Source organism: Streptomyces sp. NPDC107500, from assembly GCF_055582785.1.
Genome location: NZ_JBVJPF010000012.1, coordinates 72,090 through 94,926, shown reverse-complemented (window position 1 = coordinate 94,926; position 22,837 = coordinate 72,090). Strand labels below are relative to the sequence as shown.

The window sequence follows — 22,837 nt, the reverse complement described above, 5'->3', positions numbered from 1 at the left end:
ATGCGCTATAGATACGTGTTAAGGGAGGCGAAGCGGGTACCAGTGGGCCCCTGAGGCTGTGACAGTGGCCGGGCCAGTGGTATGCGCACGGCGGTTCTCTCGAGATTGCTTTCTGGCCCTTCCTGGACCAGCTCCTGTTGTCCGAAGGATGACTGATGGCAGGTGAGCCGCTGTGACTGAGGAGCCTTGGTATAACCCGATCGTGGTGTTCGTGTCGGGTATGAGTGTGCCGTTGGGGTCGGCGCAGCGGGTGCGGGACGAGGTGGAGCGGCCGCATCTGGAGCTGGTGGAGTTCTTCGACGGGTTCGAGAACTTGATGGCGCAGATCACGGGTGGTACGGCGGCGGGTGCCACGGGTGAGTGGCCGCAGGCGTATGTGGACGCGATGAAGACGTTCATGTCGGGGGACGGGGCGGATTACATCTCGGGGTTGCGGGACACGGCGGCGCAGTTGGCGGAGGGTGCGGGGGAGTTCGCGTACCAGCTGGACTACACGAACATGATGATCATCCTTCAGGTGCTGGCGTTCCTGGTGGAGTGGGCGATCACGCTGGTCATGTGGAGCTGGAACCCGATCGGGGCGGCGGTCGAGCAGAGCCTGCTGCTGGACATCTTCGAGTTCCTGTTCGGGTCGACGCTGCGGAAGTTCCTGACGACGGCGGCGATCGGTGTGGTGACGAACGTGGCGCTGATGACGGCGCTGGACGGTCTGTCGCAGTGGATCCTGGCGCTGAACGGGAAGCACACGAAGTTCGGGGACGACTATCATCACAGTTCGGTGCTGTCGGGCGCGATCCAGGGCGCGATCATCGGCGTGGGGGCGCCGCTGGTCACGGGGCCGCTGAAGAAGCTGCTCTCGAAGGGGTTCTCGTTCACCGCGGGCAAGTCCATCCGGGAGTCGATCGAGAACGCTCTGAAGATCCCCCCGGCCGCGACCTCCGCTCCCACGAAGGCGGCCGCCTCGGATGTGGTGAGGGCGGTGAAGCCGGGGTCCAAGGGCGCGGGCAAGGCCGCCGATCCGGCCGCGGATCTGCCGCTGGACAGGGAACTGGCGGATCTGGGGGGCTGGTTCGGTCCGGCGATGGCGAAGCTGACCGTGCCGATGCGGGTCAGCCTCTCCCACGGTGTCGTCACCCAGCAGGCGCGGCTGGGGTTCCAGAAGTCGGTGGCCGGCCAGTTCGAGCGGGCCTTCGGCTCCCGTATCGGCGCGGACGAGGCCCGGCGGATGGGCACCGACTGGGCCACAGCCTTCCTGGCCAACCGCGACAAGCGAGCCCTCTCCGACGCCCTCGGCTCCACGCTGGGCCCGCTGGACAAACTCGGCGCCAGGTACGACCCGCTGCGCACGGCCCTGTCGAGGGATCTGGCCGAGGTCATGCCGTCGGTGTGGAAGGAACGGCCCGCGCGCGAGGCCCTCGACATCGGTTTCAGCATGGGCGGTCAGAACGTCGCCGAGGGCGTCGTCAACTACATCGAGCAGGGCAGGTTCTCCACCACCATGGAGACCACGCTCGGCGCGGCGGGTGGCGAGTTCATCGGCCGCCTCAAGCATCCCGTCCTGGGTGCCGTGCACGGCGCGTTCCACAGCGCGGTGCACCTGGGCATGAAGATCCCCCAGATCCTGCTGCCCGAGGTGGCCAACACCCACACGCCGAGCTACTTCGCCACCGTGCCCCCGGTCGCCACCCAGTACCCCACCACCAGGGAGACCAGCCCCACCGGACCCGCCCTCGACACCCACCTGTCCCCTCTCCCCACCCCCACCACCAGCCCGATCACCGCACCCCAACTCCACATCCCCACGATCGACGTCCCGACCTTCGGCACACCAACTTTCGGTACCTCCGTCCTCCCTGACACCACGCAAGCCCAGAACGGCCTCAACAGCCCTACCGGGCAGCCCCTGCCCACCGCCTCCCACGTCGGCTCCGCCCCGGCGCCCGCAACAAGCACCCCAGGCACCGGCACCGGCACCGGCACGTCCGAGGCTTCCGGAAAGGGCACGGGTACGAGTACCGGAGCCACCGCGGCGACCCCCACCGCGACCGGCGCCGCCGGCCGCCCCGCCACCCCACAACCACCGGCCGCCCCAACCCAGCCCACCACCCCCGCCCGCATCACCACCACCAGCACCGCAGGCACGGAAGGCACGGCAGGCACGGCCACCACCGGCACCGCGGACACAGACCGGGCCCGCCCGGAGCCCCAGAGCGACAACCGTGACACCGATGCCGGTACTACGTCCCCGCAGTCCCACGCCCAGCAGCCCGACCCCACACAGACCAGCCGCGTCTCCACCGTCTCTCCCGGCGACAGCAGCCAGGACACCGGACACGAAGCCGGGCAGCGGGAACCGAACAGCACGGCGACAGCGACGGACCCCACAGCCGACAGCAGTGGCTCCACCACGGCCGTGACAGCCGTCCACCGGCCGGAGGCCGGTCCGGTGCGTCTGACGGACACCGAGCGGAACCAGGCCGTGGAGGACTTCTCCCGTCAGTGGCGGCGGTGGCAGAAGTCCCCCGTGGCCGAGGGCCAGACGGGCACCGACGGGCCCACACCGGTGCTCGGTCCGCCCGAACGCGCCCTGGCCACCGCCTACCGGCTGCTCGGCCATGCCCCCGAGCCCGGCCTGGTCATCCGCCTGGAGCAGACCACCGACCCCGCCACCCTGGACCGCATCGACCAGGACGGCCTCATCGTCGCCCAGCACCTCCTGGACCACCCCGGCGACCAGAGCGGCACCGAACACCTCGTCCACCGCATCCTCACCGACGCCCCCTACCGCAGCACCACCCACCTGCCCGGCGGCACCCGCCCGGCAGTCGGCACCGCCACCGACCGGGCCGACCGCCTCCTCCGACCAAGAACGGACTCCGGCGGCCGGCCGGGCGGCGACGGCGTTCCCTTCCCCACCGTGGCCAGGGACTTCGTCACCCACGGATTCCGCTCACGCCTCGACACCATCGACGAGTCGCCGGAGGACCTGGACGCCCACCCGCCCCAGCAGGTCCGTGAGCAGGCGCAGGCACAGGTTCCAGCACAGGTCCGAGAGCCGATCCGTACCGAGACGGTCCCTGCGCGTGCTCCCGAGGGCACGGGGTCGCGCGCGCGGGACGACAGCGGGGCGGAGGCGGCCGATGACGAGGCCGGACGGCATCCGGGAGAGGACCCGGGAGCCCCGCCGTCCGAGGGGGACGTGCGGCCACCGGGGCCTCGGCTCGTCCTGGGCCGGCGGACGGACCTGAACGCCTTCGCGTACTACTCCACGACCCCACGCTCCGGCCTGCCCGGCATGGACCGCCTGGTCGACGAATTGCGCACGAGGATTCCCGCGGCGGGCGAGGGCGACCTCGAGGCACTGCCGGTGAACCTGGAGCAGAACTTCCGGCGGATGGTGTCGCCTGACAGCCGTCGGACCGGCGGATTCATGCAGCGCCTGGGCGACGCGGAGGTACTGTTCACCGTCCGCCCGGGCATGGCGCACCTGGTGCTGAGCACGCTGGCCGACGACACCGACCCGCGCGCCCCGCTCGGCACCGAGTCGAACGCCGCCATGTTCAACACGGGTTCCTTCTCTCAGAGCGCGACCGTCCACAGGACGGCCTACTCTGCGGGAGCGTCCGCCGGGATACCGGCGGGCCTCGTTACTCCGAGCCTGAGTTTCTCGGCCACCGCCAACGCCAAGCACCACGGCATGAGCACCGCGCAGTTCGTGGAGGACGGGCAGGTCAGCAACCACCGCACCGCCAACTCACTCCTCGCGGTGGACATGAACCTGTCGTACCGCATCAGGTTCGACGGGGACGGCCGGGACTGGGCGCGGGTGCCGCAGACCAGGGCGCCCGCACCCGCTCCGCCGGAGTCCGCGGGTGAGGACGGACGGTCGTCGACCGGCAGGACGACCTCGGACGGTGACGAGAAGCTCATGCTGTGGGTCCCCGACCGCTTCCTGGCCGAGCAGCGGGCGCAGCCGGCGACCAAACCGGGCATCGAACGGCTCCTCGTCCCGGTGAGGTACGCGGCGCTCGGCATGACCGGGCTGCCGGAGCTGTACGACAGGGCACTGCGAGGGCTGCGCGCTCGTTGGCCCGACCACGTGGGCAACACCCACCTCCAGGGCCGTGGCGGGATCCGGGAGCAGTTGTGGAACGGGATCGACAAGCTGTCGACGAATCTGCGCCGGTCACAGATGGGGGGCGGTCTCCCGGGGCAGTCGCGGGAGGGCTACGCCATCGACCTGTTCCAGTCCGGCACCGCGAAGACGGTCGCCACGGTCCGGATCCTCACTCGGGTCCTCGGCCCCGCCGAGGCCGTCCGCGCAGGTCTTCGCCCGGTCACGCTGTTCTCCGACGCCGCCACGCAGGGCAACGCCAACATCGAACGGGTGCAGACCCTGCTGAACGCCGCCGGAGGCAGCAACTCGGTCGAGCAGCGCCGCTCGGCGGGCCTCGCGCTCAGGGCGGCACCCCCGGTGCCGCAGGTCGCCCTGGGCATCTCCGCGTCCGCGACCCTGGGCACCTCGCACTCGCAGAACAGCTTCGGCAACTACGACGGCCTCAAGGTGACCGTGAGCCGGTGGGTGGGTCCGACCCCCTTCTACTCGGTGCCTCTTGAGTACACGCTGGAGATCGAGGTCCGCGAGCCGGCGAGCACGAAGCCGCCACCGCGGCAGGAGGAACTGCGCACCTTCGGCACCGCGTCCCTGACCCTGCCGGACGCCGCGGCCTACGCACACGGCTTCCCCGTGGACGCGACGTCGGTCGAACGCATCGACCAGGAGACCTCCCCCCGGCCGGTCACCGGAGAGGACCGCAGACCGCTGCCCGCCTACATGCGCAGGACGGTGGGACTGAGCCCGGTCCGCCTGGACGAGGCCACGGTCGACGCCCTGGGCGCACAGATCCGGTCGACACTGCGGGACCTCGGCTACCTCCCGCCCGAGGCGGGCCAGTTCACGGACGTGACCTTGCTGTCCCACCGGGAGGGTCACGACACCAGGATCGAGAACGACCGGGCGCTGGAGAACTGGTTGATGGGGATCGGCGACCACTTCAACAGCGCCATGACCGAGGAGGGAGCCCAGATCCGGCTGACCCGCAAGTCCGGCCTGGGCCCGGTCCCCTGGACGGAGCAGTTCGCGACCGTCAACCTGAAGGTGGACTACGACATCGCACAGGCCGAGGATCTCGGGCCTGCGCCTCACGAGCGCATCGCGATCCTGCTGATGGCCCTGCGGATCGCCGGGCAGTCACAGGGCGGAAGCGAGAACGCGTCGGTCGGTCTCAACCTCGGCTTCTCGCACGAGATCCTCAAGAACGCCGGTCTCAACCTGTCGGCGGGTCACTCGTCCGGTTCCAACCACGGCGGGACGCAGGTCTTCAACCATCCCATCCTGTTCGAGCCGACCAGCGATCTGCGCAAGCACCGGATCCGCAACCTGCGTCTCGAGGTGACCATCGCCGAGGGCGTCGCGGGCAAGGTCCCCGGCCACCGCGTCGGCGGTGACCGGATCGTGGACTCCACGTCGTTCACCGGCGGCGCCGAGATACTCGTACCGGACCTGCCGGCGCACCTCCCCGACACCCTGAGCACCGCCGGGCACACGCCTTCCGAGATCTTCGAGCGAGCGGTGATCTTCTCGCTGGACACCAGCGGGGTGACGGACGCGCTGTTGAAGCACCTGCCGCAGGACCTGCGCGGCGCCGCCTCACCGGTGGAGCACTCGATCCGGCAGCTCACCGCCAACCACACGATGGTCGCCCAGGCGCCGCATCTGCTCCAGGGGCCCGGTCACTACGACGTGGACAACGGCGCGGTCTACGGACTGTGGAAGAACGCCTACACCGTCATGTCCGGCGCCCTCACGGTCAAGGAGGCCACGTATCTCGGTGCCACCGAAGACCCGGTGGTCCTGGCACAGATCGCCCTGCTGCAGAACCAGGTGTTCAGCGGGCGGTCCGCCGGCGGCAGCATCGGCTTCGGCACGATCGGCGCGACCCTCGGCGGGCAGACTGGTGCCGCGGCCGAGTCGGCCACCTTCGGCACCGACCTGTCCTACGGCTGGAGTTCGTCCGAGTCGCTGAAGAAGGTGGGCGGATTCGAGTCGATCGCCCTCTCCGTGGGCTCCGTGTTCGTGTACGGCGCGAACGCGCGGTTCGACCTCGGCGTCGGCTGGCACAAGAACGCGCTGCTGCTGCCGTCCGACCAGGGCTCCGGCACCACGGTCGTCGACGACCGGCAGATGGTGTTCATGATGTCGCGGGACGCCGCGCTCCAGGCCTACCTGAGGCGTCAGCTTCCCGTGCCGGACGAAGCGCTGGCGGACGTGGTGGAGCTGTGGGAGGCCAAGGACTGGGCGAAACTGAAACTCGGCGCCGTCCTGATGGCCCGGCTGCTCCTGCACTGGAACGACCGGCCGGACCGGGCCCCGGCCGGCGCCGATCCGGCGGTGCTCGCCTCTCGCCTGCGTGAACTCCACCAGTCGGGCGGTCTCAGGGTCGTCGACGACGAGGTGCTGAGCCGGTTCAACGAGGCGTTCCCCGAGCACGCTCTCACGCCGGCCACCCTGCACCTGCCCCGCTACCTGGCCAACCCGTACGCGCCGCACCGGCGGATCGGGCCCTCCGCCGTGACCGGCGTACGGTTCGGGGACGGCGCCACGCTGTGGGGGACGATCCGGGAACTGGTGGAGGAGTCGGCGCCCGGCCTGCTCAGTTCGTCACCCCTGATCGAGGTGAGCCGAGGCGGTCAGACCCTCGGCAAGGTGCACGGCGGTCTGATGACCGCGGAAGTCCTCTTCTCCAAGCTGTCGACGATCCTCTACATGGACCTGGTGGGCGGGGAGGTCGAGCTGCAGTTCGCCCACACCTGGGGCCCATTGCACGAGACCGTCTCGGTGGTGCTGTCGGCGGAGTTGGTGGGCCGGATCAAACCGCTGGACGAACGGCTGGACGGCCAGGAGTTCTTCCTGCACGGCCAGGACGCGCGCACCACCTCGGACAGCCGGTCGACATCCCTCAGCACCTCCGTCAAGGCGGGCGGCAGCGGCCGCGACGGGAACGCGGGCGCGGCCCAGGGGCTGTCACTGGGCACGAGTACGCAGGTCGAATACAACCGGACGCAGTACTGGGAAAGCGTGTTCGGCGACTACAACAAGACCGTCGACCTGGAAGGCGGCCTGTCCGTAGCGGTCCACGTCCGGCTCGGGGACGCGCCGGACGCCGATCTGAACAACCTCGCCATGGCCCAGCAGCGCAGGCTCACCGGCCGGACCTCGTCCGAGCGCCTGCTGACGGGAACGATTCAGCTCGGGGTGCCCTCCACCATGCTCGGCCCGGAGCCGCCCCCGCGCCCCGCGCCGCCGTCCACGATCCCCGTGAAGTTCCCCCTCAACATCCACCCGGTGGGATTCGTCGCGACCGGCGGCTACCACCGGCAGGTGCACGGTCTGCTCAACGCGGTGTTCGGGCAGGCCCACGTGGCTCCCGGAGTCCGGCGGGACACCTTCCTCCCGTCGATGATGGCGAACTCGCTGCTCACCGCCCAGGCAGTCCGGGAACGCCCCGACGGCACCCGGCTGACGGACAGTTGGGCGATGCCGTCCGACCCGCTCAGGCGCGCCATGGTGCTGAAGTTCGTCGAGTACACCGACCTTCGGGTGCTGAAGGTGTTCGACGACGCGGGATTCGGCACGTACTTCAAGCACATCACGTCCGTCTCCCCGTCCTGGAGGACGAGCAACGGCGCGGCCCCCGGGCTGAACGCCGGGCACGGCACCGCCGCGGACAGCGAGGCGGCCAACGTGGGCGCCTCGGGCTCCACCGGGGCCTCGGACGGCCAGCAGCAGCAACCGCGCACCGAGTCCTTCACCAAGGAGCGCAAGCCGGTCTACCTCGTCGTGGCCAACGCGGCGATCCGGCTGCCGACGAGCGCCAAGCAGAGCCACATGGTGCCCTTCGTCGCTCCGCACGAGGTCGGTACGTTCCAGAGCCAGAAGATCTCGGGGGAGTTCTACGCCCTGGTCAACGAGGACGACTACCGGGCGATGCGGGCGGCCACCGACAAGGCCCGCGCCGAGCGAGCCGGCCACGTGCTGCGCTGGGAGGACAGTCCGAGGTCGATCCAGCACTTCGACCTGACGGAGGTGTTCCTGGACGTGGCACGGGATCCGAGGGCGACGGCCGAGGCGGCGCCCGCGCTGGTGGCCCGCGCGATCGGCGACCGCATGGACCACGGCCGGCTGAAGGTCGCGGGACCCCGGGTACTGATGAAGGCGCGGTCCCGGGCACGGCACCTGATCACCGACACCCGGCGACTGGTCCTGGACTTCGACGCCGACCGGATCGACGCGCGGACGGAACCGGGCGTACGGCCGGTGACGGGATTCCGGGAGCCCGAGGAGGGCGTACTGAGCCCGGACCAGCCGGCCCTGGGCGCCAACATCCTGCATCTGGCCGGCCGCGTGGCGGTGGACCTCGACTCCTACGTGGAACTGCGGATCCACCAGGGCGGCCGGGACAGAAGCTGGTGGTTCCACCCGGAGGGCAGGATCCACGCCTTCGACCCGGCACGGCGTATCGACGGCTCCCCGCTCACCACCGCCGAGGCCGTACGAGCGGGTGTGCTGACCCCGGAAGCGGCCCGCCTCGCGGCCTTCTGGGGCGTGGACGCCACCCTGCTCGGCACCCTGGAAAGCACCTCGTACAGCCGCGACCTGACCCTTGACCAGGCCGTGCGGCAGGAAGTGGACCGCCGCCGGGCGCTGTTCCTGGACCACCACCCCAGGCCCGCGGAGCTTCTCGAGCGGGCCCGGTCCATCCGCGAGGGGCTGGACGCGCTCGGTGTGGAGACGCGGTACAACGACGCCGACCGCATCCGCGACATCCGCACGCGTACCGAGGAGACGTTGCGGCGGCTGTACGACCTGGCGTCCGGCCGTGAGCCGACTCCCCCGACCGACCACGAGGTCCTCCGGATGCGTGACGAGACGCTGAGGGACGAGCAGTGGTTGCGGACGCACGGCGGCCCGGCGCCCGTCCTGTTCTTCCCGGCACCGCAGGACCGTCCCGGGGCGCCCGCGCCGGACCCGGCGGTCGGACAGCCGCAGCCGTCGCGGGAGCCGCAGCCGTCCCGCGAGCCGGCGCCGGACGACCGGGCGGTGCCCGAGCTGCCCCGTGAGCTGCTCACCTTCCAGTTCGACAAGTCGCGCAAGGTCGTGGCCGGGAAACAGGCCTACAAGGCGCACGTGCTGGCGACGCGGCTCAGGGAAGTCGTCGAGGAGAGGCGGCGGCGCGGACTGCCCGGCATCGTGGTCACCGTCAGGGCGGGCGGCAACGGCAGCCGGCTGCCCTGGAAGGACCGGGAGAACACCGCACGAGCGACCGGGCAGAAGCGGGCCGAGGCCCTGCGGGATTACCTCTTCCGGCATCTGAGCCTGGTCGAGGGGATCACCTTCGACGTGGAGAGTCACGGCCGTCAGGTCCCGCCGGCCGACGGCCACCGGGCGGGCGGGCCCGTCGACCCGCGGCGCACCGCGACCGTGGAGGTCGCGTTCCTGCCGCCGGGGCAGGAGCCACGGCCTCCTGCCGCGGGGAACGGGCCGTCGCGCGCGGGTGCCGGTCTCGGCCGGAACCCCGTTACGGAGCGGGCCGAGGACGGGCCGAAGTACAACGGCGACACCCTCACCGACGGCGGGACGGCGATACCGGAGCCCCGGCCGTCCGGCAGCGGTGACGAGGAGCGGGGGCAGACGCACGGCGGTCACAGCGGTACGCCCCGGCCCGTGCCGGAGCGGGGTCGGCCGCCGGCGGACGGCCAGGACGGAGACCGCACCCGCACCGATGACGTCTTCGCGATCATGATGGGTCAGGACGCGCCGCCGGAATCCGGCCCGCCGCCCGGCGGATCCGCATCCGCCGCCGCGCCCGGACACCGGCGCACCTGACCCGCTGCGGCGCCGGGCGAGCGAGCGGGGGAGGCCGCGGGCTGTCCGGCGTGCACATCCGTGATCACCTCGATCGGTGACGCGACTCCCGCCCGCCCTTGGCCCGGTGATGGCTCTCGCCCAGACGCTGGGCGAGAGCCTCGCGCTGGCGGATGTCCCGCTCACGGGCCGGGAGCAGTGCCTCCGCCGCGTCCCCCGGCGGAGCTTCTCGAGAAGATGCTGGAGGCCGCGCGCATGGACGGCGGCGGCGAGTGGCGGATCTTCTTCCAGCTGGTCCTGCCCGTGGGCCGGCCCGCCATCGCCGGCCTCGCCAGTAGGCCCGGTCACCGCGCGGAAGCGTCCGGCACGAGGTGCGTGCCGGACGCTTCCGCGTATCCGCGGACGATGGAGAGAGGACGCCGGTGCGTCCATACATGTGTGCTCTGATGTGAGACACGTGTTAGTTTCGCCCGGCAACCCCGCCGCCCGAGACCGCTGGAGGCCCCCGATGAGCACCGCCGACCGGACCGCGCTGGAGGCGGGTGCGTCACTGAGCCTCCAGGGCCTCGTGTCACCCGACGGTTCCCACGCTCTGGAACACCGCCCGGACGGCACCCTGGTCCTGCGCGACCGCCGCGTCGGCCGTGACGTGTGGGGGGTCGGCAGCCCGGACGCCGGGCCGGGACGGCTCGTTCTGCTGCCCGACGGACGCCTCGTGCTGGAGGCGGGGTCGGGGGCGCCGACGTGGGTGTCCGGCGACATCGACCGCCGCGCGGCCGTCGCCGCCGTCACCGACCGGGGCCGCCTGGTCCTGCGGGACCTCGACGGCGGCCTGCGCTGGAGCAGGGACCCGCTGACCGACGCCGAACTGGCCGCCCACCGGCCCGCCACCGGCGACCGGCTCCTGCCCGGACAGGTCCTGGCCGAACCGCTCACCTCCCCCGACGGCCGGTACCGGCTCACCCGCGCACCCGACGGGAAGATGCTGCTCACCACCGATGAGGACGGCCTCAGCCGCCAGGTGTGGTCCTGCCCCGCACCCCGGTCCGGTGCCCTCACCCTGGGCCCCGACGGCGTGCTGCGCACCGGCACCGACGCCACCGTCCTGCTGCGCTGGACCGGCCGGTACCGCCTCGACCCGGCGGCGGTGCGGATCTCCGCCGCCGTCGTCCGCGACCGGGGGGACGTCGTCCTGCTGGACGGCACCGGCGCCGAGTTCCACGACACCCGCACCGCCGACGAAGAGGCCCGCCTCGCGCGGCTCCGCAGGGCCGAGGCCCGCCGCCGCGCCAAGGAGGCGGCCAGGCCGGCGCGGCCCGCCGACGGCGCCCTGCCCCGGGACTGGTTCGACCTGCTCGACCTCGACGGGCCCAGCACCCTGACGCTGGTGGAGCACGGCGACGCCGCCGGGGCACTGTGGCGGCTGGGCGCCGCGCCCGGCGCGATCCGCCCCATGACCTACCGGGAACTGGAGAAGGCGTCTTTCGACATGCCCGAACCGCCCAGGAGCGCATGGGCGGTGGCCCTCGGTGAGCGGGTCATGCTCGTCGAACCGTGCGGACTCCAGGGCGTGGAACGCGCCGCGGAACTCTCCCGGGGCGGCAGCGTGGTCGTACGCCACCTCGACCACGACGGCTGGGAACTCCTCGCCTGGTACCGGGACGGACGGCTGCTCGCGGAGTACGGCGAGGACGACACGGAGCGGCTGGCACGCGGGGCCGCGGCCCCCCGGGGCGCGCGACGCGACGCCTTCACGCCGTTCATGGCGGAGATGGGCCTGGGCGTGTACCGGGCGGACGAGGACGGCCCGTTCCTGCCGCCGAGCGTGGAACTGGCCTGCCGCGCGGCCGGGGTGCGCCCCCGGCTGGTGGACGTCGAGGGCAGCCACCCGGGAGCACTGTTCGGTACGTGGTGACCGGGGCGGGCGGCGGCGCCGGCCCGCCGCTCCCGCGTGGGCGCCCGGTGCCCACGCGCAGGCGTGTCCCCCCGGTGGCGGCCCGCGGCGGCGGTCGTGCGGCTCAGGCGGGCCGGATGTTGTGGTTGAAACGGAAGAGGTTGTCCGGGTCGTAATGGCGCTTGACCTCGACGAGCCTGGCGTACCGCCCGGAGCCGTACGCGGCGCGCAGGCCCCCGGCGTCGCCCACCTCGTCCGGCGAGATGAAGTTGACCATGCGCCGGTCGGCGGCCCACGGGGCGAGCCCGTCCATGACCCCGGCCAGCTCCCGGCCAGGCTCGTCGCTCCGGCCGCCGCTCATCGCGTACCCGTGGACCACGAAGGGCACCCCGCGGGTCGCGACCGCGTTGGGGACCTCCGGCTCCCGGTCCAGGGCTCCGCCGAGCGCACGGATCTCCAGGCTCGCCGCCCCGCGGCCGAAGCCGGGGCCGGCCAGTTTCACCAGGGCGTCGGCCGCTTCCTCCGGGAACTCCCGCAGGCACACGCCGCGTTCCACGTAGGCCGTCGGGCCCACGGGGGCCCCGTGGTCCTCTCCGACGGCGCCGACCGGCTTGTCCGCCACCGTGTCGGACAGGACGGGGGCCGCCGCGCGCAGCGGTGCCACCAGCCGTTCGCCGTCCTCGGCCCCGCCCAGGTGGGCGATGCGTACCTCGACGACGAACGCGCCGCGCAGCGGCTCGGGCAGCGCCGGCACGTCGGGCAGCTGCCTCAGGGCGAGGGACGACGTCATCTCCTCGGGCACCGTTTCCACCCACGGGCGCCACGTCCGGAGCACCTTGTCCAGGTCCTCGCCGCGGAAGAAGAGACCTCCCCCGTAGAAGCGGGCCACCGGGAACACCTCGAACTCGACTTCGGTGACCACACCGAAGTTGCCCTTTCCGCCGAGCAGCGCCCAGAACAGATCCGGTTCGGTGTGGGGAGCGACGGTACGCAGATGTCCGTCGGCGGTCACGACCCGCATGCGCCGCACGTGGTCGGCCGCGTACCCGTGGGTGCGGCCCAGCAGGGGGCTCTGCCCGCCGCCGAGGGTGTAACCGACCACGCTCGCCCGGGCGTCGGAGCCCATGACCGGGGCGAGGTCCAGCTCCGCGGTGCGTGGCAGTACCTCGCTCCAGCGCACTCCGGCGCCGGCCCGCACCGTGCGCGTGTGCGCGTCGACGGACAGGTGCTTCATCCGTCCGGTGGAGATGAGCAGGGCGCCCTCCGCGGGCCCCACCACCTGGAGGGCGGTGGACTTCACCGCGACCGGCATGCCCTGGCGTGCGGCGAACCGGACCGCCGCGCGTACGTCCTCCTCACAGGTGGCACCGACCACGACGGCGGGCCTGAGGGGGTGGTTCAGGTTGAAGGTGGCGCACTCCGCGGCGTATCCCCGCGAACCGGGCGTCATGACCGGCCCGACGACCTCCCTCAGCGCCATTCTGACCACGTCCTGCGTCCGCAGCGCCGGAGTTGTCGGTCCTGGAAGCGTCACAGCCATCTTTCCCCTCATACTTCCGCCCGGTACCGGGCTCGTTCCCCGACCTGTGGGACTCCATCGGGGCCGAGGGGGCGGAGGCGCCGAGACAGTGAACCCCGCACTCCACGAGCACATGTCAAATGTATCGTGAGATTCACATGTGTTCAATCCCGCGGCCGGTGACCGATTCGGCCCCGGTGCCACGTTCTCGACACACACACTGAACCCGGGCGGCCCGGATTTCGTTGCCTTGACCGCCCGTGAGAAGCGCCGTGAGGATACTCAAGCTTCCCTTCTCCCAAGCGACTTATGAGGTGTCAGATGAATGCACGGCGTTTGAGGCGCACGGTCGTGGCGGCCCTGGTGGGGGTAGGCGCGACGGCCGCCCTGGCGATCGGCGCGGGAAGTGCTTCCGCCGCACCCGCCAGCCCCAGCGGTTACGTCAACGACGTCGTGGTGCAGTACTGGTCGGGACTCGGAGATCCCTGGGGTATCTGCCAGAGCGACGCCAACAGGTCGAACGCCGAGGAAGGGCGAAACCCTGACGGTTCCGTCAAGTACTACTGCGCCGACGCCGGTGGCGGCAACGTGAACATGTGGCATCGTCACCTCGCCTGATTCGAGCCCCGCCCCGGGCGACCCCCAGGCCTGGCGGGCCGGAGCGCGGTCGCCGATGGTGGGGTGGTGGGCCGGTTCCCCGGCCGGCCCACCACCCCGTCCGTCCCGCTTCCGAGGAGAACCACCGTGACCACGTTCGCTCTCATCGGCGCCGGCCCCGGCCTGGGCCTGGCCGCCGCCCGCCGCTTCGGTGCCGCGGGTCACGGCGTCGCCCTCGTCTCGCGCAGCGTCCGGCACCACGGTGAACTGGCGGCCGAACTGGAGCGGGAAGGCGTCCGGGCCCGCGGGTTCACCGCCGACGTCCTCGCCCCGGCCTCCCTGACCGCGGCCCTGGACGAAGCCGCCCACACGCTGGGGCCCGTCGAGATCCTGCAGTACAGTCCGGTGCCCCGCCGCGATTTCCTGAAGCCGGTTCTGGACACCACCGCCGCCGACCTCGACGACCCGCTGGCCTTTTCCGTGAAGGGCCCTGTGACCTGTGTGAACGCGGTCCTGCCCGGAATGCGGGAACTGGGCCGGGGCACGCTGCTCTTCGTCAACGGCGCCAGCGCCGCGCGCCCGAACCCCCGGGTGGCCGGCACCTCGGTCGCGTTCGCCGCCGAGAGCGCCTACGCGGCGATGCTCCACGAAGCCCTTGCCGGCGAGAACATCCACGCCGCCCAGCTGATCGTCCCCGGCGCGATCCGCCCGGATGCGGAGCACTCCAGTCCGACGGCGCTGGCCGAGCGCCTGTATGCCATCCACACCGAGCGTGGTGCCTTCCGGCACTACGCCGAGCCCATCCACGGATGACGATCCGGGCCGGCCGCATCAGGACGTGACGTCCCCGTCCACCACGATGTCCTGGCCTACGGCGAAACGTGTCGCCAGGTGGACCTGTCCAGGGTGCCCGCCTCCGCAGACGCGCCCAGGGCACCGGCCTTGCTGTGGGCGACGTGCCGACCGCCGTGGCGGTCCATCGCGGTGCGTACCAGGTGCTCCATGTCCTCGGGCAGGGTGACGTCCGCGATGGCGGCATCGGCCGTCCCGCCGTCGTCAGGGATGAGCCGCACCGTCTCCTCCACGGACGCCGGCCGGATTCCCGCGGCGACCACCTGGGCGCCCTCGCGCGCGAAGGCGCGGGCGTCGCCGGCACGGCCGGTACCGGCTCCCGCACCGGTGACGAGGACGACCCGGTCCTGGAACTGCGCGGTCACGACGTGCTCCTTGGCGTTGAGAACTCAACCGGCGAGGTGCTGTCTGCGGTGTCCGCGGCTCACACCGGTGACAGACCGCGTACCAGCAGGCCGTGCAGCGCGCGTGTAGGCGAAGGGAAGGGCGAACGCCGAGTGTTCGATCATCACCAGCCGCAGGAACGCCCGTGCGGGCCCTGGTCGTGGAACTGCCGCCGGAACGGAACTCACGGGCCGTACTCCTTCAGATGCCGTGTTTCACCGTCGAGCCGGTGTGCGGACACGTCCGGGACACGAGTCTAGGTGTCCCCTGATGGATACGTATGTTCTGTTCCAAGGCCCTCCCATGCCGGTGCTTGAGCCGCTCACCGAGACCCACCGTGGCCACGATCTCCTCCAGCCAGGCCTGGTCGGGCGTGCGCCCGGCGATGTCCATCGGCAGGGTGATGTTCTCCAGCGCGCTCAGCGTGGGCAGCAGGTTGAACGCCTGGAAGACGAACCCGATCCGGTCCCGGCGCAGCCGCGTGAGCGCCTTGTCCTTCAGTCCGGTGATCTCGGTGCCGCCCAGTTCGATGCTCCCGCTGGTGACGGTGTCCAGACCGGCCAGGCAGTGCAGCAGGGTGGACTTGCCCGAGCCGGAAGGACCCATGATCGCCGTGAACCGGCCGCGCCGGATGTCCACATCGACGTGGTCCAGGGCCACGACCCGGGTCTCCCCCGAGCCGTAGTCCTTGACGAGTTGGCGCCCTCGTGCGGCGACGGCTGTGTCCTCCTCGTCGTGGGCGTGGGTCGACGTGCTGACGGCAGTGGTCACGTGCAGTCCCTTCAGGGGGTCGAGTGGGAGGAGCGAACGGGTCGCGTCCGTGCGCGGTCGGGACGGTGCTCCGTACCGGCGTCGACAGGGGAACGGGACGAGGGAGGAGGAGGGTTCACGCGGGCACGTGCCCGAGCCGTCATCGCAACGCGCCCGTGACCTGGCACGCCGCCCGCCCCCGCCGGGAATCAACTGTGTTGCGCCTCAGGGCAGTTGGTCGCGAGGGCGAATCCGGCCGCCCCCTGTCGCTCGGCGAGGGGGCTACTGGTCGCTCGGCGAGGGGGCTACTGGTCGTTCGGCGAGGGGGTTACTGGGTCGTTCGCCGGCGGCGTCGTCCGCGAGCCGACGACGCCCAGTTCCAGGAGCCTGATCGCGAGGGCGGTGCGTGAGGTCACGCGCAGTTTGTGCATCGCCGACCTCACCTGGCTGCCGACGGTCTGCGTGGACACCGTGAGCGCCTCGGCGATCTGGCGGTTGGTCCGTCCGTCGGCGAGCAGCCGCGCCACCTCCAGTTCGCGGGGCGAGAGCCGGTCACCGTAGCCGGGCCGTCCGCGGCCCCGGGGCGTCGCGTCACCGCGCCCGTGCCGCCGCAGGGCTCCGGCCACGCGGTCGGCGTCGTTGCGGGCGCCGAGGCCCTTCAACTCCCCCACGGTCTCGGCCAGCAGCGACAGCCCCGCCTCGGTCCGTCCGGCGGCGAGCAGACAGCGGCCCAGCCGCTCCCGGGTGAGCGAGGCGTCGTAGGGGCGCGGCACCGCCTGCCACGCAGCGGCCGCTTCGGCGAACAGGGACGAGGCGTCCTCGAGCCGCCCCCGTGCCTCGGCCAGGATCGCGCGGCACAGCACCGCGGAAGCGCGGGGAGCGGGCGCGTCCTTGCCCGCCAGGGAGCGTGCGAAGGCGTCCACCAGGCCGGCGGCCTCGTCGAGCCGGCCCGCGGCCGCCAGGGCGTCCACCCGCACCGGGGCGACCTCGGTGGCGCGCAGCCAGATCCCGCCGGCGACGGTGGTCCTGGCCGGTTCCCCGGTCAGGCGCAGCGCCTCGTCGACGTCACCGTCGCGCAGGCACAGCCGCGCCAGCGCGGCCGCGGCCTCGACGCGCTGCTGGTCGTCCCGTGCGGCGAAGCGCAGCCGTTCCCCGGCCAGTTGCCGGTCCCCGCAGGCGGACAGAACCAGACCCGACACGAGGGCCGCCTCGCACCGGTCCTTCAGCCGCACGCCGCCGTCGTCCTCGGCGAGCCGCGCCGCCCGGTCGGCCAGCCCCGCCCAGACCCCGGTGAACCAGTCGAGGTGCGCCCGTGAGGAAGCGATGCTGTCGAGGTAGTCGCGGAGCTGGTGGCGTTCGGCCAGCGCCAGCGACCTGGCCAGACGCGCCGCGGCCTCCTCGTACCTGCCCCACCGCATGGCCTCCTCGCCGACGTTGGTGTGGCCCATGGCGACGATCGCCGCCTCCCCGGGACCGGTCACGTCGTCCGGGATCTGCCGGGCCGCCGCCCACCCGGCCTCCTCACCGAGGCTGAGCAGCGCGAAGGCACGTTCCGAGGTCTGGCGCAGCCGGTCCTGGCGGGTGGCCGACGGCGCCACCGCAGGCTCCTCCCGCAGCCACCGCAGATGTTCCTCGGCCGGCCGTGCCGTCCCCAGGGGGAGGGCCAGCAGCACGCGGGCCCGCGCGGCCTCCGGCGAACCGGGCGCGAGATGGGGCACCGCCTCGAGGATCTCGCGCCTGCCCGTCTCGATCTCGCCCGCCACCATGAGGACGCGGCCGATCTGGAAGAGCACGCCCGCCCGCTGCCGGGGCGTCAGCGTGCCCCCGTCCAGGCACGACCGCAGCGACGCGACGACGTCCGCGTAGGGATCCGCACCGGGCAGCACCTGGAACTGGATGTTCGTCACCAGCCGCACCAGCGCCTCCGCCGGCAGGGCGACCGTGGTGACCAGGCTGTGCAGCAGCAGGGCCGACGTGGTGACGTCACCGGACTGCAGGCAGAGACCGGCGGCCTGCTCGGTGTACCGGCAGGCCGCCTCGGCGTCCCCGGCCAGCCGGAAGTGCCGGGCCAGCTTCTCCACCGGTGGCAGTGGCCACCGCTCCAGTGCCCGGCCCGCCCGCAGGTGCAGGGCGCGGCGCTCCGGCGCCGGGACCGCCTGGTACACGGCGTGCGAGGCCAGGGCGTGCGGGAACGACCACTGCCCGGGTCTGCTCTCCCGCAGCAGACCGCTTCCGAGGGCCTCGGTGGCCAGTGCGTCGAAGCGGTCCTCGTCGAGCCCGGTCACGGCCATCGCCGTCGCGGGGTCGGCCGGATCGGAGAGTACCGCCATGGCGTACAGGACCGTCCGGGTGTCCGGCCGCAGCCGTCCGACGCGCTCCAGTACCGCGTCGCGGATGGTGGGCGGCACCTCGATGCGGTCCAGGCGGCGGCGCGCCCACCCGCCGCCGCGCCGGACCAGGTCGGCACGGTCGCACATGAGCCGCACCGACTCCTCCACCGCCAGCGGTACCCCTTCGGTGCGGGTGTGCAGGAAGGCGGCGAACTCGGTCGACACGTGTTCGTCGGTCAGCATGGAGGAGACGAGTTCGGCGGTCTCGCCGATGTCGAGCGGCTGGAGCGTCAGCCTGATCGGGCGCGCGTCGGCGGGCACCCGCGAGGACAGCCGCAGCAGCAGCGAGCCGGGCGGCACCTCGTCACGCCGGTAGGTCAGTACGAGACTCACCGGCTGGGGCCTGCGGGACACCAGGAAGAGCAGGAACTCCAGCGTCGCCTCGTCGGCCCAGTGCACGTCCTCCAGGACCAGCACCGCCATGTCGAGCCGGCCGAGGACCTCGACGAGGGCGCGGAACAGGCGGTGCCGGGCGGCCGTCGCGTCCTCCAGCGGTTCGGGCGCGGGCGGCAGGTCGTTCGACCACTCGGGGAACAGCGGCCGCAGCGCACCGCCCAGCCCGCTCAGCCCCAGACCCGCGACGCTGCCGACGCCGTCGCGCACCGCGTCCACCACCGCGCCCAGCGTGTAGGGCACCCGCAGCTCCGGGCAGGCGCCGACCAGGGCGCGGTACCCGCGCCGTGCCTGGACGGCGAGGAACTCCCGCAGCAGGCGGGTCTTGCCGATACCCGCCTCGCCTTCGAGCAGGACGACGGCCGGCTCTTCGAGCAGCGCTTCGAGCGCGGCCGTCTCGCCGTGCCGGCCGACGAATCGCGGCGGGGAGAACGTGGGCTGCCGAGCGGCCTCGGTGCCGTCCCTTCCTGCCAAGGTCCGCCCCCTCTGTCGTCGCCCGCAGGGGCGTCGTGGCGCCCCCGTCGACTCTACGGGGTGTGCGGCGTGAGGTGTGAGGTGTCAGAGCAAGGTATCCGGGCCGCCGGTGGGAGTGGCGGCGGGCCGCACACCGTGTGCCTCTCCCGCCCAGCGGGGTGCGGGCGCGAGGGCGGGGAGCCACAGGGTGAGGGTGGAGCCGGCCCCGGCGGTGCTGCGGGCCTCGGCCGTGCCCCCATGGGCCTCGGCCAGTTTGCGCACGATCGACAGGCCCAGACCGCTGCCACCCGTCGCGCGGGAACGGGACTTGTCGGCCCGCCAGAAGCGGTCGAAGACGTGAGGCAGGTCTTCGGGAGTGATGTCCGAACCCGTGTCGCGCACCTCGATCCGCACGCCCGCGCGGGCGGGGAGACCGGGGCCTGCCGCATCGCCGGACGCCGTGAGGACGACGGTGCCGCCGGACGAGGTGTGCCGTACCGCGTTGGACACGAGGTTGCCGAGCGCCTGCCTCAGCCGCAGCGGGTCCGCCGGCACCGTCAGGTCCGGTTCCACCGCCACCTCCAGCCGCACCCCGGCGGCCTCGGCGCTATGGCCGTGTCCCTGCACCGCCTGGGCGAGTATGTCACCGACGCTCAACGGCTCGACGGCCAACCTGAGGTCACCGGCGTCGGCCGCCTAGAGGTCCCGCAGGTCGTCGATGAGGTGCTGGAGCAGCAGCGCCTCCTCCAGCAGCGAGGTCACCAGGGCGTCGTCCTCCGGGACGACGCGGTCCTCGACCGCCTCCAGCCAGCCCCGGATGTTGCTCAGCGGCGTGCGCAGTTCGTGCGCCACGTCGCTCACCATCGCCTTGCGGGCCGACTCCAGTTGCTCGCGCCGCCGCGACATCGCGTTGAACGCGGCCGACAGCCGCGCGATCTCGTCGCGGCCCGTCACCTCCACCCGCGCCGTGACGTCCCCGGCCTCCGTCCGTTGCGCGGCCGGCGTGAGCCGTCGCAGCGGCGTGACCAGGCGGACGCCCGCGAAGGCCGTGACCGCGACCGTCACCGCCAGCACGAGCGCGGCCCCCCACGCGATCCGCAGCTTGTTGGACGCCGACAGATCGAGGAAGGTGGTGGCGGTCCGGCCGCCCGGACCGCTCACGTACAGCTGGGCGGCGGGCGCCACGTACGGGGCCAGTTGCTCACCGCGGCCGCTCCGGACGCAGTCCCGGACGTCCTTGGCGGGCGCGGGGACGGCCGAGCGGGACGAGCCGGTCCGGTGCCAGGATCCGTCGAGCGCCACGGCCACCGGACCGAATCCGCGCCGCGCCAGGCACGAGGCCACCAGGTCGGAGAGCGCGTCGAGGGCCGTCTGCTCGGAGGGCATCGGGTCGCTCAGCGCGGGTTCCTCGCACCGGGGGGAGATCGCCCGTCCGTCGCTGGACCGTACGCTGGGCCGGCCGCCCGCGGCGAACACGATCCGCACCCGCGCGCCCGTCGCGGCCCGCAGACAGGTGGCGACCTCCTCGGCCGTCTCCCGCAGCCGCGCGCGTTCCGCGTCCGACAGCCGGTACGGGCCGACCACGCGCGGGTCGATCCCGTCGGTGCGCGCCGTGGCGGGCAGCAGGCGCGGGTCGACCGCGAGCGGATCGACGACGGCGGTCGGCTCGGGCGGCGGTACGTACGCGTGGTCCGGCTCGGGGGCCGAGTCGGCGAGGGTCCGGCCGCTGCCCCGGAGAACGATCCGGTGGCTGGTGGAGCGCCCCAGTCCGGTGACGGTGGGGCTCACCCGTCCGCCGGCGCGTTCCGGCTCACCCCGACCGAGGCACTGGCGGCGAGGTGACGGGGCACGTGCCGGGCTCTCGGGCGGTGTGCCGCTCCGCGCGTGGGCGGCCTCACCGATACGTGTGGTCGGACGTCCGGGGCCGGGCCGCCGGTGGGCGGAGGTCCGCGGACCCCGTGTCCCGTGTCCCCCGGGTCGGGGCCGGGCCGGGAGCGCGGGGGTGTGGCCGCGCGGAACCCGGAGGGCCGGTGTGCCGCACCCGGCGCAGGCTCCACACCAGCAGGGCGAGGAGGACCAGCCCGGACAGGACCAGGCCGGTCCCCGTGGCCCAGCCGCCGAACGGGAGCCGGGGCCGCAGGCCCCACGTCACCCCGGCGGCCAGCAGCGCCACGCCGGCCAGTACGGAGCCGGCGAGCCGCAGCGGTGAGGCGACGCTCTCGTCGGCGGCGCGCAGAGCGCGCTCGCGCACCGGATCCACGTACCGGCCGAACACGGGGAACTCCCGGGACAGGACCAGCAGTCCGGCGAGGACGAGGAGCAGACCGGGGCCGGGCAGGACGAGCAGTGCGACACCCGTCAACAGCAGGGCACCGCCCCCGACGAGCGCCGCCGCGCGGCGCACCGTGTCACCACCTCTGCGCATGCCGTTCTCCGTCCTGCCGTGTGTCCACGGGTCCGGAGGAAGTACCACTGACCGAACCTGCCGGACATTCTGCCCCTCCTTTTGGTCACCGGTCAAGACAGTGACGGAGGGGGGGGTGGCCGGTCCCGGCAGCCGCCGGGACCGGCCGTCATGGGGTGTGCGTATGTGTGGGGTCCGTCACGCACACCCGCGAGGGCGGCCGGACACGACACGGCCGCGGCCCACACCCGAACGGCACGGGTCATCGCTCCTGCGGACACGGCGGGCGCGACCGGCTCCGGGGTGCCGCGGCCCCCCCCGCCCTCGACCAGGTCCGCAGTGCCGTACCGCTGCGCGACGCCGCGACCAACCGGCCGGACCGCGGCACACGGCCCACCAGGTCGTCCTCGCGGTGGCGCTGCACAAGGACGTTCATCCGCCTCGGAGTCCAAGGCGCGGCAATGGGTGGCGGACCGGAGCGTGGTCGAGAAGCACGCGGCGACATGGACGAGAGTCCCGACGAGGAGCCCGGCTTCCCCGGCCAGTCGCGGTACCGGCCCGCCATGATCGACCACATGCGCCGGCTGCGGCCGCACCTCGCCGCTGACGGCGCTCCCTTCGCCGCACGTCCCCGGCCGCCGTCCTCAGGAGTTCCTCACCGGCCGATGCCGGCCGCCCGCACCACCGTCTGGCTGACGGTGTTGCCGCGGCTGTCCCCGGCGGACACCCGCAGGGAGACGTACCGTGCCCGCGCCGGAGCCTTCAGCACGGCGCTGACCGCGCCGTTGCCCCGGCCGCCGATACGGGCCGCGGTCCAGGTGGCGCCGTCGTCGTAGGAGACCTCCACCTTCCGCGTGTGCAGCGCCGCGCGGGGCGCGCCCGCCAGGTGCGACGGCGTGACGAGCAGGGTTGCGTCGCGGGCCGCCCTGCCGTCCTCGTCCGTGGGCAGCGTGTAGTCGAGCTGCACCAGCGGGAGCTGCTCCGGCCGGTCCTCCTCGCGCGGTGCCGCCGAACTGAACGCCCACTCGGTGCGCGTGGCGGTGGAGTAGGGGAACTCGGCCGTGGCGTCCCGGGTGGCCGTCTGCGTCAGGCGGTACGCTCCCCGCGTCGTCGGCACCGTCGCCGTCAGGCCGGAGGACCCGCTGGCGAGAAGGGTGCCCCCCCCGGTACAGCCCCGTCCGGTCCGTGGTCGCGGTGCTGCCGAAGGCCGCGTGGTTCGCGTGGCCGCCGCCGGAGTCCCCCCAGGACGGGATCGTGACGTCCAGCCGGTCGGCGG

The 22,837-nt window shown here is 72.8% G+C and carries 11 protein-coding genes and 3 pseudogenes; 5 read left to right on the top strand and 9 right to left on the bottom strand.

Features of this window, described 5'->3' with window-relative positions:
• The first annotated feature begins 220 nt into the window (after positions 1–220).
• The 3 genes and pseudogenes from ACZ67M_RS37015 (at position 221) to ACZ67M_RS37005 (ending at position 11,840) form a co-directional block, all read left to right on the top strand.
• Positions 221–9,946: a hypothetical protein gene (locus tag ACZ67M_RS37015; RefSeq protein WP_469854256.1), complete on the top strand. Its 9,726-nt coding sequence runs from the start codon at positions 221–223 to the stop codon at positions 9,944–9,946.
• A gap of 210 nt (positions 9,947–10,156) precedes the next feature.
• A pseudogene (locus ACZ67M_RS37010) lies at positions 10,157–10,258 on the top strand (carbohydrate ABC transporter permease); the annotation flags it as partial.
• 175 nt (positions 10,259–10,433) lie between these two features.
• Positions 10,434–11,840 (top strand): DUF6461 domain-containing protein, encoded by a 1,407-nt coding sequence (locus tag ACZ67M_RS37005; protein WP_469854255.1) that lies wholly within the window; start codon positions 10,434–10,436, stop codon positions 11,838–11,840.
• 103 nt (positions 11,841–11,943) lie between these two features.
• Here the strand turns inward: ACZ67M_RS37005 and ACZ67M_RS37000 are convergent, their stop codons facing one another.
• Positions 11,944–13,299 carry an FAD-binding protein gene (locus ACZ67M_RS37000; RefSeq protein ID WP_469854254.1) on the bottom strand — a complete coding sequence of 452 codons (1,356 nt, stop codon included), beginning with the start codon at positions 13,297–13,299 and terminating at the stop codon, positions 11,944–11,946.
• Positions 13,300–13,689: 390 nt separating this feature from the next.
• Between ACZ67M_RS37000 and ACZ67M_RS36995 the strand changes: the two genes are divergently transcribed.
• Entirely contained in the window at positions 13,690–13,956 is a 267-nt protein-coding gene (locus ACZ67M_RS36995) for a hypothetical protein (RefSeq protein WP_469854253.1), read from the top strand.
• Between the two features lie 126 nt (positions 13,957–14,082).
• Entirely contained in the window at positions 14,083–14,748 is a 666-nt protein-coding gene (locus ACZ67M_RS36990; protein WP_469854252.1) for an SDR family NAD(P)-dependent oxidoreductase, read from the top strand.
• Positions 14,749–14,804: 56 nt separating this feature from the next.
• Here ACZ67M_RS36990 and ACZ67M_RS36985 read toward each other — a convergent pair whose 3' ends face one another.
• The 8 genes and pseudogenes from ACZ67M_RS36985 to ACZ67M_RS36950 all read right to left on the bottom strand — a co-directional run bounded on the left by ACZ67M_RS36985 (position 14,805) and on the right by ACZ67M_RS36950 (position 22,678).
• A complete protein-coding gene (locus ACZ67M_RS36985) occupies positions 14,805–15,152 on the bottom strand; it encodes an SDR family NAD(P)-dependent oxidoreductase (RefSeq protein WP_469854251.1) in 348 nt (115 codons plus the stop codon).
• 96 nt (positions 15,153–15,248) lie between these two features.
• Positions 15,249–15,359 (bottom strand): annotated as a pseudogene (gene ubiA / locus ACZ67M_RS36980) (4-hydroxybenzoate octaprenyltransferase); the annotation flags it as partial.
• Positions 15,360–15,477: 118 nt separating this feature from the next.
• A pseudogene (locus ACZ67M_RS36975) lies at positions 15,478–15,942 on the bottom strand (ABC transporter ATP-binding protein); the annotation flags it as partial.
• Between the two features lie 284 nt (positions 15,943–16,226).
• The gene (locus ACZ67M_RS36970) at positions 16,227–19,178 is read right to left on the bottom strand and encodes a helix-turn-helix transcriptional regulator (protein ID WP_469854250.1); all 2,952 of its coding nucleotides are present in this window, start codon (positions 19,176–19,178) and stop codon (positions 16,227–16,229) included.
• Between the two features lie 84 nt (positions 19,179–19,262).
• Positions 19,263–19,814: a sensor histidine kinase gene (locus ACZ67M_RS36965; protein ID WP_469854249.1), complete on the bottom strand. Its 552-nt coding sequence runs from the start codon at positions 19,812–19,814 to the stop codon at positions 19,263–19,265.
• Positions 19,815–19,853: 39 nt separating this feature from the next.
• On the bottom strand, positions 19,854–20,945 hold the full coding sequence (locus ACZ67M_RS36960) for a HAMP domain-containing protein (RefSeq protein ID WP_469854248.1): 1,092 nt from the start codon (positions 20,943–20,945) through the stop codon (positions 19,854–19,856).
• 106 nt (positions 20,946–21,051) lie between these two features.
• Complete coding sequence (locus tag ACZ67M_RS36955) at positions 21,052–21,582, bottom strand: PGPGW domain-containing protein (RefSeq protein WP_469854247.1); 531 nt, start codon at positions 21,580–21,582, stop codon at positions 21,052–21,054.
• A 634-nt stretch (positions 21,583–22,216) separates the two neighbouring features.
• On the bottom strand, positions 22,217–22,678 hold the full coding sequence (locus tag ACZ67M_RS36950) for a hypothetical protein (protein ID WP_469854246.1): 462 nt from the start codon (positions 22,676–22,678) through the stop codon (positions 22,217–22,219).
• Positions 22,679–22,837: the final 159 nt, after the last annotated feature.

Coding starts and splice junctions, on each gene's coding strand:
- ACZ67M_RS37000 (WP_469854254.1), bottom strand. CDS start 13,299: ATGGCGCTGAGGGAGGTCGTCGGGCCGGTCATGACGCCCGGTTCGCGG.
- ACZ67M_RS36955 (WP_469854247.1), bottom strand. CDS start 21,582: ATGCGCAGAGGTGGTGACACGGTGCGCCGCGCGGCGGCGCTCGTCGGG.
- ACZ67M_RS37005 (WP_469854255.1), top strand. CDS start 10,434: ATGAGCACCGCCGACCGGACCGCGCTGGAGGCGGGTGCGTCACTGAGC.
- ACZ67M_RS37015 (WP_469854256.1), top strand. CDS start 221: ATGAGTGTGCCGTTGGGGTCGGCGCAGCGGGTGCGGGACGAGGTGGAG.